Source organism: Paraburkholderia sp. NMBU_R16 (assembly GCF_013282575.1).
In the GTDB taxonomy this organism is placed as follows: domain Bacteria; phylum Pseudomonadota; class Gammaproteobacteria; order Burkholderiales; family Burkholderiaceae; genus Trinickia.
Genome location: NZ_JAAAYE010000015.1, coordinates 72,968 through 87,685 on the forward strand (window position 1 = coordinate 72,968; position 14,718 = coordinate 87,685).

The 14,718-nt window shown below is 63.5% G+C and carries 10 protein-coding genes and 1 pseudogene; 8 read left to right on the forward strand and 3 right to left on the reverse strand.

Annotation, left to right across the window (positions count from 1 at the left end):
• The first annotated feature begins 48 nt into the window (after nt 1-48).
• Complete coding sequence (locus GWC77_RS10095; RefSeq protein WP_173256776.1) at nt 49-2,688, forward strand: mechanosensitive ion channel domain-containing protein; 2,640 nt, start codon at nt 49-51, stop codon at nt 2,686-2,688.
• A 178-nt stretch (nt 2,689-2,866) separates the two neighbouring features.
• On the forward strand, nt 2,867-3,928 hold the full coding sequence (locus tag GWC77_RS10100) for a purine nucleoside permease (protein WP_173256777.1): 1,062 nt from the start codon (nt 2,867-2,869) through the stop codon (nt 3,926-3,928).
• 117 nt (nt 3,929-4,045) lie between these two features.
• Here the strand turns inward: GWC77_RS10100 and GWC77_RS10105 are convergent, their stop codons facing one another.
• Together GWC77_RS10105 and GWC77_RS10110 are read right to left on the reverse strand one after the other, a co-directional pair.
• Complete coding sequence (locus GWC77_RS10105) at nt 4,046-4,339, reverse strand: DUF4148 domain-containing protein (RefSeq protein WP_173256778.1); 294 nt, start codon at nt 4,337-4,339, stop codon at nt 4,046-4,048.
• A gap of 187 nt (nt 4,340-4,526) precedes the next feature.
• The gene (locus GWC77_RS10110) at nt 4,527-5,531 is read right to left on the reverse strand and encodes a LysR family transcriptional regulator (protein WP_173256779.1); all 1,005 of its coding nucleotides are present in this window, start codon (nt 5,529-5,531) and stop codon (nt 4,527-4,529) included.
• Nucleotides 5,532-5,710: 179 nt separating this feature from the next.
• On the opposite strand from GWC77_RS10110, the gene GWC77_RS10115 reads away from it, so the two are divergent.
• The 6 genes and pseudogenes from GWC77_RS10115 to GWC77_RS10140 all read left to right on the forward strand — a co-directional run bounded on the left by GWC77_RS10115 (nt 5,711) and on the right by GWC77_RS10140 (nt 13,504).
• Nucleotides 5,711-6,556 carry an alpha/beta hydrolase gene (locus tag GWC77_RS10115; RefSeq protein ID WP_173256780.1) on the forward strand — a complete coding sequence of 282 codons (846 nt, stop codon included), beginning with the start codon at nt 5,711-5,713 and terminating at the stop codon, nt 6,554-6,556.
• 45 nt (nt 6,557-6,601) lie between these two features.
• Nucleotides 6,602-7,744 (forward strand): annotated as a pseudogene (locus tag GWC77_RS10120) (efflux RND transporter periplasmic adaptor subunit); the annotation flags it as partial.
• A 130-nt stretch (nt 7,745-7,874) separates the two neighbouring features.
• Nucleotides 7,875-11,078, forward strand: coding sequence for an efflux RND transporter permease subunit (locus GWC77_RS10125; protein WP_173256782.1), 3,204 nt, complete (start codon nt 7,875-7,877; stop codon nt 11,076-11,078).
• 75 nt (nt 11,079-11,153) lie between these two features.
• Complete coding sequence (locus GWC77_RS10130; protein WP_173256813.1) at nt 11,154-12,644, forward strand: efflux transporter outer membrane subunit; 1,491 nt, start codon at nt 11,154-11,156, stop codon at nt 12,642-12,644.
• A gap of 220 nt (nt 12,645-12,864) precedes the next feature.
• Nucleotides 12,865-13,098, forward strand: coding sequence for a DNA-binding protein (locus GWC77_RS10135; protein ID WP_173256783.1), 234 nt, complete (start codon nt 12,865-12,867; stop codon nt 13,096-13,098).
• Nucleotides 13,085-13,504, forward strand: a complete 420-nt coding sequence (locus GWC77_RS10140; RefSeq protein ID WP_173256784.1) for a type II toxin-antitoxin system VapC family toxin — start codon at nt 13,085-13,087, stop codon at nt 13,502-13,504. Before GWC77_RS10135 ends, GWC77_RS10140 begins: the two co-directional genes overlap by 14 nt.
• On the opposite strand, the gene GWC77_RS10145 is transcribed toward GWC77_RS10140, so the two are convergent.
• Entirely contained in the window at nt 13,484-14,716 is a 1,233-nt protein-coding gene (locus GWC77_RS10145) for an ROK family transcriptional regulator (RefSeq protein WP_173256785.1), read from the reverse strand. The two genes, GWC77_RS10140 and GWC77_RS10145, sit on opposite strands and share 21 nt — an antisense overlap.
• Nucleotides 14,717-14,718 lie beyond the last annotated feature (2 nt).

Genomic DNA, 14,718 nt, shown 5'->3' on the forward strand with positions numbered 1-14,718 from the left:
CATCGCCGCGGTCCGGTCCCGTCTTCGGTATGGCCTTCCCCCTTTGTTATGCGCAAATTCATCGTCCTCGCGTTGTTTTTATCGTTTTTGTCTTTTACGGTCTGCGCCGAGCCCGCCGCGACCGCATCGGCATCTGCGCCCGCGCCCGCGTCCGCATCCGCATCCGCATCCGCATCCGCTGCCGCGGGCGCCTCGAATCCCTCGCCCGTCACGCTCACGCCAGATCAGGCCAAGCGCGCACTCGACGCACTGAACGACCCGAGAACGCGCACGAAAATCACCGATACGCTCCGTGCCATCGCCGCGGCCGGCGCATTGAGCGCGCCACCGGCCAGCGCCGCGTCGGCCGCGAGCGCGGCGCCAGCACCGGCTAGTGGCGCGTCGGTCGTCCTGGCCGCGATCGCCCAGAACGGACTGGTCTCGCAGCTCTCGCGGCAGACCGCCGCCACGATTCGTCATGCGGCGTCGTCGGTGAAGGCATCGGCGGCGGCGTTGCTCGACGTCCATTCCGTTCGTGCCTGGTGGGGATATGAAATCGAGAGCATCCCCGGCCGCGCGCAATTGCGGGAGTTGGCGGCTACGCTCTCGGCCTCGCTGTTGCCGGCGTGGCTGGTCGGAGTGCTGTTGGCTCGGCTGCTCAAAAAGCACATCGAGGCGCTCGGCAACCGTGGTGTCGCGCGTGAGGCGCCGGCCGTGGCGCCCGAGGCGATGACCGAGGCTGAGGCCGGCACGGCGGCCGATGGCGGGATGACCGCCGGCGGGGCGCAGGCCGATGCGGCTTCGGCCGATGCCATACCGTTGCAGGCCGCAGGCATCGATGCACGATCGATCGAATCCGACGCCGAGCGCGCCGCGCGCAGCCAGCGCAATGCCGCGCGCGCGGTGCAGCACTGGTCGCTCTTGCAGCGGCTGCCGTTCGCATTGCTGCACACGCTGTTGAAGGCGGTGCCGCTTGCGGTATCCGTCGTCATCGCGGTCGTTGCGATGTCGTTGCTGACCGACGATGGGACGCCCGAAGAGGCGGTGCTCGACACGCTGATCCAGGTCTATGCGATCGCGCGTGTCGTGGCGCTGGCCTGCGGGCTCCTGCTGGCAAGCGATGCGCCGAAGCTGCGCCTGTTGCCGATCAGCGACGAATCGGCCGTTTTCGTCGAGCGATGGCTCATGTGGCTCGTTGCCGTGGTGGCCGTCGGCATTGCGTTGGCGGAGGCTCCGGTGCCGTTGGGCCTGTCGCCCGAAGCGCATCTCGGCATCGTCAAGACGGTGACGCTCGTCGGCCATATCATGGTCGCGATTCTGATTTTGCAGATTCGCCGCCCCGTGCGGCAATGGATTCGCGACGCCACCGGGCGCACGCGCGCGTTCAAGCTCGTGGGCCAGTGGCTTGCGGGCGCCTGGGCCTACATCGCGGTATTCGTCGTGATCGCGCTGTGGTTCATCTGGGCGCTCGATGTTCGCGATGGTTATCGCATCGTGCTGGGGCGCGGCGGGATATCGCTCGGGATCCTGATCGGCGCGCGTCTTGCGGCGATCGTGGCGTCCGGCGTGCTTGGCCGCATGTTCCGTTCGACGAACGGCGAGAAGGGTTCGATCGCGCTCGCGCGGGCGCATCGTTACTATCCGATGCTGCGCGGGATCATCACGGTTGCGATCGTCCTCGCAGCTGCAAATTTCGTCCTGTCGATCTGGGACCTTCACCCTTGGCAGGCATTCGTCCAGAAAGACCTCGGGCGGCGGCTCGTATCGGCGGTCGTGACAGTGGCGATCGCGGCATTCGCGGCCATTGCCGTATGGGAGGCAATCAACGTTTCGATCGAGCGGCGCCTGCTCAAATGGACGACCGCGGGCGATCTCATGCGGGCGGCGCGCTTGCGCACGCTGTTGCCGATGCTGCGCACGACGCTGTTCATCGGTATCGCGCTCGTGGTCGGTCTCACGGGATTGAGCGAAATCGGCGTGAACATCGGTCCGCTGCTGGCGGGCGCCAGTATCTTCGGCGTTGCGCTCGGCTTCGGTTCGCAAAAGCTCGTGCAGGATTTTATTACCGGCATGTTCCTGCTGATGGAAAACGCGATGCAGGTGGGCGATTGGGTCACGGTGGCGGGCGTCTCGGGTACGGTCGAATATCTGTCGATTCGCACGGTGCGCCTGCGCGGCGGTGACGGGTCGCTCCATACCATTCCGTTCAGTTCCGTCACGACGGTAAACAATTCGAATCGCGGACTCGGCAATGCTTCCGTGAAGATCAACATCGCTTATGGTCAGGACGTCGATCTCGCCGTGCAGACCTTGAACGATATCGGCGCTTCGTTGCGCGAAGACCCGAAGTTCAAGGATGGCATCGTGTCGGACTTCAGCTTCTGGGGCGTGGATCAAGTCGATGGTGCGATGGTGACGCTGGTCGGTCAGATGCAGTGCCGCGATACGGCACGCTGGCCCGTGCAGCGCGAATTCAACCGGCGCATTCTCGAGATGTTCCGGGCGAGGGGTATCGAAATCGCGAATCCGCTGCGAAGCACCGTGGTCGTTCCCGCTCGAGGTGCCAATGGTGCAGTTGCGGAAAACTCAGTGGATGATCCCGCACAAAGCGACGACGAGCAGCCTGGGCCGCCCGCACCGAAGTCGGACGGCAGCCAGCATGCGCTGGGTGGACCGGATGCCTCCCGGCGAACCGGATCGAAGCACTAAAAGACAGGTCGTTGAGTATTGGCGTAATCCGCTCGTTATACTGAGCCCGCTGCCGAAACCAGTCCTCATTGGCACAAAGCGCCCACGCGCGAACGGCAGCAGACGTAGCAGTACAAGCACAGGCAATAGCGAGCGGTCTTCTTCTTTTCCACCCTCAGGAATTCAACAAGGAACGCCCATGCTTACTCGCTCCATCTTATCGGTCGCCGCGTTGGCGCTTGCGGCATGCGCGGCGACGGCCTCCAATGCGCAGGACAACGCCGATAGCTTTACGGAAACCGCCTCGGCCGGCCATCCGGTCAAGGTCATGATCGTTTCGATGTTCGGTCCCGAGGGCCAGGTATGGCTCGATCATCTCGGGCCGTGGAAGCCGATTCCCGTCGCCGGTTTATCGCCCGACTATCCAGAGGTCAAGTGCAACCGGCAGGATGTCTGTGTCGTCACGACCGGAATGGGCCACGCGAATGCGGCGGCCTCGATCATGGCACTGACGTTCTCGCACCGATTCGATTTGCGCCATACCTATTTCCTGATCGCCGGAATCGCGGGCATCGACCCCGCGCAAGGTACGCTCGGTTCGGCAGCATGGGCGAAGTATCTCGTCGACTTCGGCATTCAGTGGGAGCTCGATGGGCGTGAGATTCCGCCGGGTTGGAATACCGGCTATCTCGGCATCAATACGAAAAGCCCTACCGAGAAGCCGCCGCTCGATTACCGCACCGAGGTCTTCCAGTTGAATACGCGCCTTGCCGATGCAGCGTTCGCGCTCTCGCGGAACGTGACACTGTCGGATAGCCAACAAGCGCAGGCTGCGCGCGCCAAATACAGTTACGCGCCGGCCAACCAGCCGCCTAAGGTCGTTCAGTGCGATACGCTAGCCGGCGATACCTGGTGGTCCGGGACGCTGCTTGGCGAGCGTGCGCGCGAATGGACGAAGATCATGACCGACGGCAAGGGGGTCTATTGCACGACCCAGCAGGAGGACAATGCGACCTACGAAGCCTTGAAGCGTGCGGCCAGCGTGCACCGCGTGGATCTGAACCGCGTAGCCGTGCTGCGTTCAGGCTCGGACTTCGATCGGCCCTACGCGGGTCAGACGAGTGCCGATAACCTGCTCAACTACGCGGACCAGGGCGGCTTCGGTCCGGCCGTTGCCAATCTGTTTCTGGCCGGCAATCCGCTCGTTCAAGAGATCGTGACGCACTGGGACGATTGGCGCAACGGCGTGCCGCAGCACTGAGGGGCGCACCCGTCGCGGCGGCATCGCGCCGCCGCGACGAGAACGGCACCCAATTCGGCGTGTCGACATCCCAGTTATCGAGCAGCGACAAATCCGTATCGAACATGATCCGGCTCGTCATTGACGGGCAAGCGAAACACCCGTGCTGCCTTCGCGGTCCGCGATACGTGCCGCCTGCGTTTGGCCTTCGAGCCCGATGTTCGGATAGCTTTGCTTGTTCATCGAGGGGAGCGTGCCATCGCGTTGAGCGGCGGCCACTTCGGCTCGCACTTCGGCACGCGTTTTCGTGCTCGTGCCGATCCACGATTGATCGTTGTAAGTGCCGTTGTGTCCGATGCCGCCATCGGCGAATGCAGCGGTGCTCGCGACGAGCGAAGTCAAAAGGGCGGCGATGAGGGAAGTGCGCTTCATGATGGATGCTCCTGTCTGTTCGATGCGGCGTCTGACGATCAGTGCCGCGACAGTTGCAAATGTAGTGTTCGAAGCGCGCTCGATAAATCTACGAATCGTGAATTGATTTGTCGCGCGGACAAAACAATGAAGCGAAGTCAAACGTATCCAGGCGCCCGGAAAAAGCGGCGCCCGCAGGTCTCGCCCCTTACGCGACCCATTCCGACAGCACAGGCGTATCGAGCGGCTGGGCCGATTCCAAGTCTTCGAGCGTACGCTTGCTGCAGGCCTTGTCGAGGCTTTGACGGCCGCTGAGCAACGGGCAGCGATCGAACACTTCCGCCACCCAATCGACGAAGACGCGCACTTTCGGCGACAAATGACGGCTGTGCGGATAAACGGCGGAAATCGGCATCGGCAGCGGCTTCCATTCGGGCAGCACTTCCTTGAGCGCGCCCGATCGCAGATGCGGCAGCACCATGAACAGCGCCATCTGGATCATGCCGAACCCTTCGACCGCGCAGGCCACATAAGCGTCCGCGTCGTTGACCGAGATCGAGCCCTCCATCTTGACTTCGACTTCCTTGCCGTCGACGAGAAACGACCAGTTCATGATGCGGCCCGTGCGGCTCGAGAAGTAATTGATCGCACGGTGCTGGCTCAATTCCTCGAGCGTGCGCGGCACGCCTGCCTGCGCCAGGTAATCGGGCGACGCGCAGGTCACGCCCTCGAACAGGCCGATGCGGCGCGCCACCAGCGACGAATCCTGCAGGGCGCCGACCCGCACGACGCAATCGACGCCTTCTTGCAGCAAGTCGACGGGCCGGTCCGACAAGCCGAGCTGCACGTCGATATCCGGATAGCGCTCGCGGAATTCGCGCAGCGCGGGAATGACGATCGTTCGCCCGATCGAGCCCGGCATGTCGACGCGCAGCTTGCCGTGCGGCTTCTTGTTGCCGTTTTGCAGGCTGCTCTCGGTTTCTTCGACATCGGCGAGAATGCGCACGCAGCGTTCGTAGTACGCTGCGCCATCGGGCGTGAGACTGAGACGGCGCGTCGTCCTGTGCATGAGGCGCACGCCGAGATGGGCCTCCAGGTTCTGAATGATCGTGGTGACCGATGCCCGTGGCAAATCGAGCGTTTCCGCTGCCTTGGTGAAGCTGTTCGTATCGACCACGCGAGTGAACACCTGCATGGCTTGTAGGCGATCCATCGTTGCTCTCCGGAGGAAATGACCCACCGCCGCGCTCGCGCCGGACGCCGGCAGCGACATGCAGACAATTGTTCGGAAGCGGTGAATTGTGTTGCCGGATTATAGGCATTTATCGGAATTCCTGCCGAACCCACAATTCGGATCATTGTGAAACTGCCGCGCCTTTGTGCGCTCGACCCATGCGTACTACGCACTCTCGTAGCATTTCGGAAGGCGGCTCGTCCGCCGCGCCTTCGCTCGAGATCAACGAAATTCAGATTGCCGGATATCAGCGCAATATCGCATTGCGGATTTATCGCCGTGACGGCTTGCGCTCAATGCCCGTCTTGCTTTATTTTCATGGCGGCGCGTTCGTACGCGGTTCGCTTGACGATGGCGATGCGGCGGCGCGTCATTTTGCCGAGCATCTTTCGGCCTTGGTCATATCCGTAGATTATTCGCTGGCGCCGAAACATCCGTTTCCAGCCGCGCTCGAGGATGCCTATCGCGCCGCGCGATGGGTCGAAGCCGTCGGGCGCACGTACGGTGCCGGCGGAAAACTACTGTTCGTGGCGGGGCATTGCGCGGGCGGACATATCGCCAATGGGCTCGCGTTCGTCGCGCGCGATCGCGGCGAAGTCCGCATCGACGCACAGGCGTTGTTCAGCCCGATGCTCGATCCGAGCATGACTTGCCTTGCCGACGAGCGGCGCGTTGCCTCCGACATCTCGGCGCGCGAATGCGCGGCGAGCTATCGTGCCTATCTGCCGCAAGCCGCGCAACGGCTGCATCCCTACGCGGCACCGCTCGAATCGGCCCGGCTTGCCGGGCTGCCGCCGACGTTCGTCGCCACCGCGCAAAACGACGTGCTGCATATCGAAGCGGAACGGTACGCCTCGCGCCTCATCAGCGCAGGCGTGCCGACCCAGGTCGTCCGTTATCCGAGCGCATCCCATGAGCAGGTGGGAAGCGATGCTCAGGCACTGCAGGATGCAGTGCGGTTTTTTCAAAGCCGTCTTGCACCGCCCGCAGTCACGATTCGCTGATCAGAAACGTCATACAACAATCAATCAACACACCGGAGCTTCCTTATGTCCAAGCAGCGTTTTTCCCGTACACGTATCGCCGGCGCGGTGGTCGCCGTCGCCGTGCTGGCGGGCGTCGGCACTCTGACGGCCGTGCGCGTGAATGCCAATGCGCCGGCACAGGCGGCGCCGATGGCACCCGAAGTCGACGTGGCCGCGGTTCTCGACAAGACCGTGACCGACTGGCAGGAGTACTCGGGCCGGCTCGAGGCCGTGGACAAGGTCGAGGTGCGCCCGCTCGTTTCGGGCACGATCGTCTCGGTCAACTTCAAGGACGGCTCCCTCGTGAAAAAGGGCGACGTGCTGTTCGTCATCGATCCGCGTCCCTATGCGGCCGAAGTCGATCGCGCGCAGGCGCAGCTTGCGGCCGCGAAGGCGCGCAACGGCTACGCGCAAAGCGATTGGCAGCGCGCGCAGCGTTTGATCGAGGACAACGCAATCGCGAAGCGCGACTTCGACGAGAAGAAGAATGCGGCGGTCGAGGCCGCAGCGAACGTACAGGCCGCTGAAGCCGCGCTGGAGACGGCGCGCATCAATCTCGGTTATACGAAGATCGTCGCACCCGTGTCCGGCCGTGTTTCGCGTGCCGAAGTCACGCTCGGCAACGTGGTCTCCGTGGGGTCCGGCACGCCGCCGCTCACGACGCTCGTTTCGGTGTCGCCCATCTACGCCTCGTTCGATGTCGACGAACAGACCTACCTCAAGTACATCGGCCGCGCACGCACGGGTACGTCCGTGCCCGTCGAGCTGGGGCTGGCCGACGAGTCGGGTTACTCGCGCAAGGGCGTCGTGGCGTCGGTCGACAACCGGCTCGATACCGCATCGAGCACGATTCGGGTGCGCGCGCGTTTCGACAATCCGGACGGCACGCTCGTGCCGGGCCTGTACGCGCGCATCAAGGTGGGCGGCGGTGCGCCACACCGCGCGCTGCTTGTCGAGGAAGCCGCCATCGGTACCGATCAGGACAAGAAGTTCGTGCTCGTCGTCGATGCGAAGGGCCAGGTCTCGTATCGGCCGGTCTCGCTCGGCGCCTTGCACGGCAACCTGCGCGTGATCACGGCCGGTCTTGCTGGCGGCGATCGTATCGTCGTCCACGGCATTCAGCGTGTGCGCCCCGGCGCAACGGTGCGGCCGCACGTGGTGGCGATGGACGACGGCAGCGATGGCCAGCCGGGCGCCAATCAGACGGATGCCAATGCCTCGAATGCCGGCGACTCGTCGAATTCGTGAGTGGTCCGTTGCGCTCGAATTCGATGCGCTCAATTGAACAGAACGCGATATGAACATTTCAAAATTCTTTATCGATCGGCCGATCTTTGCAGGGGTGCTATCGGTTCTGATCCTGCTGGCGGGCGTGATCGCGCTTTTCCAGTTGCCGATTTCCGAGTATCCGGAAGTCGTGCCGCCTTCGGTCGTGGTCCACGCGCAGTATCCGGGCGCGAATCCGAAGGTGATCGCCGAAACGGTGGCTTCACCGCTCGAGGAACAGATCAACGGCGTCGAGAACATGCTCTACATGCAGTCGCAGGCCAATAGCGACGGCAACATGACGCTCACGATCACGTTCCGCCTCGGCACCGATCCGGACAAGGCGCAGCAGCTCGTGCAAAACCGGGTGTCGCAGGCGCTGCCGCGCTTGCCCGACGACGTGCAGCGTCTGGGGGTGACGACGATCAAGAGCTCGCCGACGCTGACGATGGTCGTGCACCTGATCTCGCCCGACAATCGATACGACATGACGTACCTGCGCAACTATGCGCTGCTCAACGTCAAGGATCGGCTCGAGCGCATCGCGGGCGTGGGCCAGGTGCAACTATGGGGTGCGGGTGACTACGCCATGCGCGTATGGCTCGATCCGCAGAAGGTGGCCGAGCACGGATTGACGGCGAACGATGTCGTTGCCGCGATTCGCGAGCAAAACGTGCAGGTCGCCGCGGGTGTGATCGGCGCCTCGCCGACGGGCCCCGGCGTGCCGCTGCAGTTGTCGGTCAACGCGCGCGGCCGGTTGCAAACGGAAGAGCAGTTCGGTGCCATCGTCGTGAAGACTTCGCCGACGGGCGGTGTGACGTATCTGCGCGACGTGGCGCGCGTGGAACTCGCCGCGTCCGAGTATGCCCTGCGTTCTCTGCTCGACAACAAGCCGGCCGTTGCGCTCGCAATCAACCAGCAGCCGGGTGCCAATTCGCTCGCGATCTCCGATCAGGTCCGCAAGGATATGGCCGACCTGAAGAAGGACTTCCCGGCAGGTATCGACTACAGCATCGTCTATGACCCGACGCAGTTCGTGCGCTCGAGTATCGAGGCCGTGATCCATACGCTGCTGGAGGCGATCGCGCTCGTCGTCATCGTCGTGATCGTGTTTCTGCAGACGTGGCGCGCGTCGATCATTCCGCTCGTCGCGGTACCGGTTTCTATCGTCGGTACGTTCTCGCTGCTGCTGGCATTCGGGTTCTCGATCAACGCGCTATCGCTGTTCGGTATGGTGCTTGCGATCGGTATCGTCGTCGACGATGCGATCGTGGTCGTCGAAAACGTCGAACGCAACATTGCCGAGGGGCACAGTGCCCATGCGGCGACCGTGCGCGCGATGCGAGAAGTGAGCGGGCCGATCATCGCCATTGCGCTGACGCTCGTTGCCGTGTTCGTGCCGCTCGCGTTCATGAGCGGCTTGACGGGGCAGTTCTACAAGCAGTTCGCGATGACGATCGCGATCTCGACGGTGATTTCCGCGTTCAATTCGCTGACGCTTTCGCCGGCGCTTTGCGCGATCCTGTTGCGCAGCCACGATGCGCCCGAGGATTGGCTCACGCGAGTCATGAACCGTCTTTTCGGCGGGTTCTTCCGTGGGTTCAACAAGGTCTTCAAGCGCGGTTCCACGGCCTATGGACGCGGTGTGCGGGGCGTGCTCGGCCACCGCACGATGATGCTCGGCGTCTATGCGGTGCTCGTCGGTGCGACGGTCCTCGTCACGCAGATCGTGCCGGGCGGCTTCGTGCCCGCGCAGGACAAGGAGTACCTGATCGCGTTCGCCCAACTGCCGACCGGCGCGACACTCGATCGCACCGAGCGCGTCATTCGCGAGATGGGCGATATCGTCGCGCAGCAGCCGGGCGTCGAACACGCCGTCGCATTCCCGGGGCTGTCGGTGAACGGCTTCACGAACAGCTCGAGCGCCGGCATCGTGTTCGTTTCGCTCAAGCCGTTCAAGGATCGCGGTTCGCGCGCCCTCTCGGCCGGCGCGATCGCGGGCGCGTTGAACCAGAAGTTCGGTGGCATCAAGGACGCCTTCGTTGCGGTGTTCCCGCCGCCGCCCGTGTTGGGTCTCGGCACGCTCGGCGGCTTCAAGCTGCAGCTCGAGGATCGCGGCGCACTCGGCTATACGCAACTCGAGAAGGCGACCGAGGCGTTCATCAAGCGCGCGCAAACGGCGCCTGAACTCGGTCCGCTCTTCACGAGCTACCAGATCAACGTGCCGCAGTTGAACGTCGATCTGGACCGCGTGAAGGCCAAGCAACTCGGCATTCCCGTCACCGATGTGTTCCAGACGATGCAGGTCTATCTGGGCTCGCTTTACGTGAACGACTTCAATCGCTTCGGACGCGTCTATCAGGTTCGCGTGCAGGCCGATGCGCCGTTCCGTTCGCGGCCCGATGACATCGGGCAACTGAAGACGCGCTCGGCGTCGGGCGAAATGGTGCCGCTGTCCTCGCTGGTCAAGGTGACGCCCACGTATGGCCCTGAGATGGTGGTGCGCTACAACGGCTACACCGCCGCCGACATCAACGGCGGGCCCGCGCCCGGTTATTCGTCGGGGCAGGCGCAGGCCGTCATCGAGAAGATCGCGAAGGAGACGTTGCCGCGCGGCGTGAAGTTCGAGTGGACCGACCTCACGTATCAGCAGGTGCTGGCCGGCAACTCCGCCATCTGGGTGTTCCCGATCAGCGTGCTGCTCGTGTTCCTCGTGCTCGCGGCGCTCTATGAAAGCCTGACGCTGCCGCTCGCCGTGATCCTGATCGTGCCGATGAGTGTGCTCTCCGCGCTGGCCGGGGTCTGGCTGCTGCGCGGCGACAACAACATCTTCACGCAGATCGGCTTGATGGTGCTCGTGGGGCTCGCCTCGAAGAACGCGATCCTGATCGTGGAGTTCGCGCGGGAGCTCGAGCACGACGGTCGCACGCCGATGGCCGCGGCCATCGAGGCGAGCCGGCTGCGGCTGCGGCCGATTCTGATGACGTCGATCGCGTTCATCATGGGTGTCGTCCCGCTCGTGCTGTCGACGGGGGCCGGCTCCGAGATGCGGCATGCGATGGGCATTGCGGTGTTCTTCGGCATGCTGGGGGTGACGCTGTTCGGGCTCATGCTGACGCCGGTCTTTTATGTCGTGCTGCGCACGCTGGCGGGCGGCAAGATCCATGTCGCCGGCAAGGACTCGAAGGACGAGACCGATTCGAAAGTGCGCGAGCTGGATGTTACCGACGCATAAGGCTTGGGAGAAAAAATGAAACGATTGGAAAAAACGGCCGGCGCACGGGGCACGCGGGCCACGCGAGGCGGTGCCATGCAGATGCTGGCGAGCGGCTTGTTGATTGCGCTGTTGGCCGCATGCTCGCTCGATCCGGCCTACAAACGGCCGGACATGAACATCCCGAGTGCGTTCAAGGAAGCGCCGCATACCGATGCGACGGACGCATCGGCGGCATCGGCGGGGCAATGGAAGCCTGCGCAGCCGTCCGATGCGCTTTCGCGCGGCGAATGGTGGACCGTATTCGGCGACGACATGCTCAACAAGCTCGAAGAGCAGGCGCTCGAGGCGAATCAGGATTTGAAGGCGGCAGCGGCGCGCGTGCGGCAATCGCGGGCGGCGCTCAGTTCGGCTCGCTCGGCATGGTTCCCCGAAATCGACGCGGGCTTCGGGCCGACGCGCGAGAAGTTGTCGCCGGCCTCGCAGGGCCTGCCGCAAAATGCGAACGTGCCGCCGCTGACACTGTGGCGTGCGCAGTCGACGGTGTCATACGAAGCGGACCTGTTTGGACGGGTCAGCTCGAATGTCAGGGCTGCGCGTGCCGACTCGCAGCAAAGCGAAGCGCTGTTTCGTTCGGTCCAGCTCGCGTTGCAGGCGGACGTGGCGGCGGCTTACTTTTCGCTGCGCGAGCTCGATGCCGAGCGCGATCTGTACAACCGTACGATCGCGCTGCGCGAAGAGGGCGTGAAGCTCGTCAAGCGCCGCTTCGACGAAGGCGAGGTGAGCGAGCTCGACTTGTCGCAGGCGAACAACTCGCTCGCGACGGCGCGGGCCGAAGCGGTGGGCGTGGAGCGGCAGCGCGCGGCGGCTGAGCACAGTCTTGCGATTTTGCTCGGCAAGACGCCGGCGGAGTTCACGTTCCCGCAGCAACCGCTCGTGCCGGTCACGGCGCGCGTGCCGGCGGGTCTGCCCTCGGCGTTGCTCGAACGGCGCCCCGATATTGCGGCGGCCGAGCGCGCGATGGCCGCGGCCAATGCGCGGGTGGGGCTGGCGAAGTCGGCATTCTTTCCGAAGCTCGATATCACCGGGTCCTTCGGCTATGAATCGGCGGGGCTGGGCGAGCTCTTCATGTGGTCGAGCCGGACTTTCCTGCTCGGGCCGTTCGCGGGCACGGCGCTCACGCTGCCGATTTTCGACGGTGGCCGACGCAAGGCTCAGCTCGCGCAGGCACGCGCGCAGTTCGACGAAGACGTCGCGCTGTATCGCTCGCAGGTGCTGACCGCGTTCAGGGAGGTCGAGGACAACCTCGCCGATTTGCGGTTGCTCGACGATCAGATTCGTGCGCAAGGCGATGCGGTCAGTTCGGCGCAGCGTGCGGCGCATCTGTCGCAGACGCAGTATCGGGAAGGGCAGGTCAGCTATCTCGATGTGCTCGATAGCGAACGATCGGTGCTCGTTGCGCAGCGGCAGGCGAGTCAGCTCGCGGGCTCTCAGGCGGTGGCGACGGTCAACCTGATTCGTGCGTTGGGTGGCGGATGGGGTGACGTGAAGGCGAGTGACTCGACCGACCAGGTCGCCAAGCGGTAGAGCAAATCGCCAAGCGATCAGGCTTGGACGCCGCCCTAGCTGTTGTTCGCTGGGCGGCGTTTTTCATTCGGGCGTGGAGAAGTGCAACCATCGCGTCATACGGCGTCAAGACCGGGTAGTCGTCCGCGTGGCATCGGCTCACTCTCGCTCGCGACATCAGTGATTGCACTTTGCATATTGCGTGCTAGCATTGATAGCAATGAGCGTTTGGAGGTACGGTATGGCAAATCTTCTGGTGAGAAACGTGGACGAGGCAATCGTCCAGACCCTGCGCGAGCGAGCCGCCGCACACGGCCGAAGCGCGGAAGCGGAGCATCGCGACATTTTGGCAAAAGCACTGCGGACGCCGCAGCGCAAGACCTTCGCACAAGTGTTGATGAGTATCCCAAACGTCGGCGCCGACGAGGATTTCGCACGTGTGGATGATGGCGAGGCTTCCAATGTATTTGGTTGATACGGACGTCATCAGCGAAATTCGGAAGCGAGACCGAGCAGACAAGGGCGTAATGGCCTTCTTCCGCAAGGCATCCCGGGACGATGCGGATCTGTACCTCTCGGTGGTGACGATTGGGGAAATCCGACGAGGCGTCGAACTCATTCGCCACCGGGGCGACAAGCCGCAGGCAACGCGTCTGGAAAACTGGCTTGACGATGTGCTTCTGGAATTCGGCCCACACGTCCTGGCAGTCGACGAAGAGATCGGGCAACTATGGGGGCGATTGCGCGTACCCCATCCGGAACACGCCCTGGACAAGTTGATTGCGGCAACTGCGTTGATCCACGACCTGACAGTGGTGACGCGGAACGTCGATGATTTCGCCGGTACAGGTAATCGCGTGCTAAATCCGTTCGACGCGTAGTGCAGGCTGACTTTCAGACTTCAAAAACAGCTCATGCATCGGTGCAAAATGCGCGTAGAGCGGCAAAATAGCGGCTCCCATCGCCCGAGCATCGGTGCCGATCGTCCCTTCGAGCAACTGCGGTCGTACCATTCCCTCCCATTCGATCCGATCGAGCTCGCGCTGTGTGCGTCGAATGATCTCGCGTACGAGTTGCCGATCGATCTCGCCATCCACCACCACAGCTTCGAGATCGATGAGTGCTGCCGAAGTCGCAATGGTCGAGGCAATGGCTGTGCAGGCTTCATCGAGCCAGCGGTCGGTGATAGGCCATACGTCGGCGTCAAAAGCCCGATGATCGTGCGCCGCCGCAGCCGGCGCTCCGCGCTCAGTCATACGCTGTTCGAGCACAAACCCCGACGCCGCATGCAGTAATTGCCGCGGCGCGTGTCCATTGCCGGCCGATAGTGGAATCGAGCCCACCGCGCCGGCATTACCATGCGGCCCGCTATGCAGCCGGCCGTCGAGCACCAGTCCTCCACCGATAAACGTACCGACAAAGAGATAAAGAAACGTCCGGATTCCGCGCCCTTGGCCCATCACGAGTTCGGCCGCGCAAGCGGCAGTCGTATCCTTTGCGAACTCGACAGGCAATCCGCTCATTGCCGCTATACGCGTGCGAATGTCGATGGCATTCCAGCCATCAAGCACCCCAGGTGGCGCGCCCAGAAACTCGCGCCACCCGCCAAGCCAGAGCGGTGCGGCGACCCCCATGCCAACTACCTTGGCAGCCCCATCCCCCAGCATCGTCATCACGCGCCCGAGGTTGCGCTCGAGCGTGGGAAAAAGCGTCTGCGGGTCCGGATAGGCGTACTCGAACACTTCGCGACTGCGGACGTGTCCAACGAAATCCAGCGCCAGCACATCCAGGCTGCGACGCCCGACTTTGATGCCGATGGTATAAGCGCCGTCAGGCTGCAACGCAATCGGCACCGACGGCTGCCCGATGCGTCCGCGCACACGAGCCTGCTTGACGAGCAGCCCATCCTCGATAAGCCGATCGACAATCATCGACGCCGTCTGCATCGACAGCCTCGTGAGGCGAGCGACATCTGCCTTGGCGAGCGAGCCATGGAGCCGGATCGCCTGCAGCACGATCCGCTCGTTGAACTGCCGCATGCCGACTTGGTTCGACCCGACCGGGCGTGTTGCGGGGGGATGTGCCCGGCTCATCG

What these genes read in the sequence shown, in the direction of transcription:
- GWC77_RS10135 (WP_173256783.1), top strand. Translation starts at nt 12,865, where the DNA reads ATGGCAAATCTTCTGGTGAGAAACGTGGACGAGGCAATCGTCCAGACC.
- GWC77_RS10130 (WP_173256813.1), top strand. Translation starts at nt 11,154, where the DNA reads ATGCAGATGCTGGCGAGCGGCTTGTTGATTGCGCTGTTGGCCGCATGC.
- GWC77_RS10115 (WP_173256780.1), top strand. Translation starts at nt 5,711, where the DNA reads ATGCGTACTACGCACTCTCGTAGCATTTCGGAAGGCGGCTCGTCCGCC.
- GWC77_RS10110 (WP_173256779.1), bottom strand. Translation starts at nt 5,531, where the DNA reads ATGGATCGCCTACAAGCCATGCAGGTGTTCACTCGCGTGGTCGATACG.
- GWC77_RS10095 (WP_173256776.1), top strand. Translation starts at nt 49, where the DNA reads ATGCGCAAATTCATCGTCCTCGCGTTGTTTTTATCGTTTTTGTCTTTT.
- GWC77_RS10105 (WP_173256778.1), bottom strand. Translation starts at nt 4,339, where the DNA reads ATGAAGCGCACTTCCCTCATCGCCGCCCTTTTGACTTCGCTCGTCGCG.
- GWC77_RS10125 (WP_173256782.1), top strand. Translation starts at nt 7,875, where the DNA reads ATGAACATTTCAAAATTCTTTATCGATCGGCCGATCTTTGCAGGGGTG.
- GWC77_RS10100 (WP_173256777.1), top strand. Translation starts at nt 2,867, where the DNA reads ATGCTTACTCGCTCCATCTTATCGGTCGCCGCGTTGGCGCTTGCGGCA.
- GWC77_RS10140 (WP_173256784.1), top strand. Translation starts at nt 13,085, where the DNA reads ATGTATTTGGTTGATACGGACGTCATCAGCGAAATTCGGAAGCGAGAC.
- GWC77_RS10145 (WP_173256785.1), bottom strand. Translation starts at nt 14,716, where the DNA reads ATGAGCCGGGCACATCCCCCCGCAACACGCCCGGTCGGGTCGAACCAA.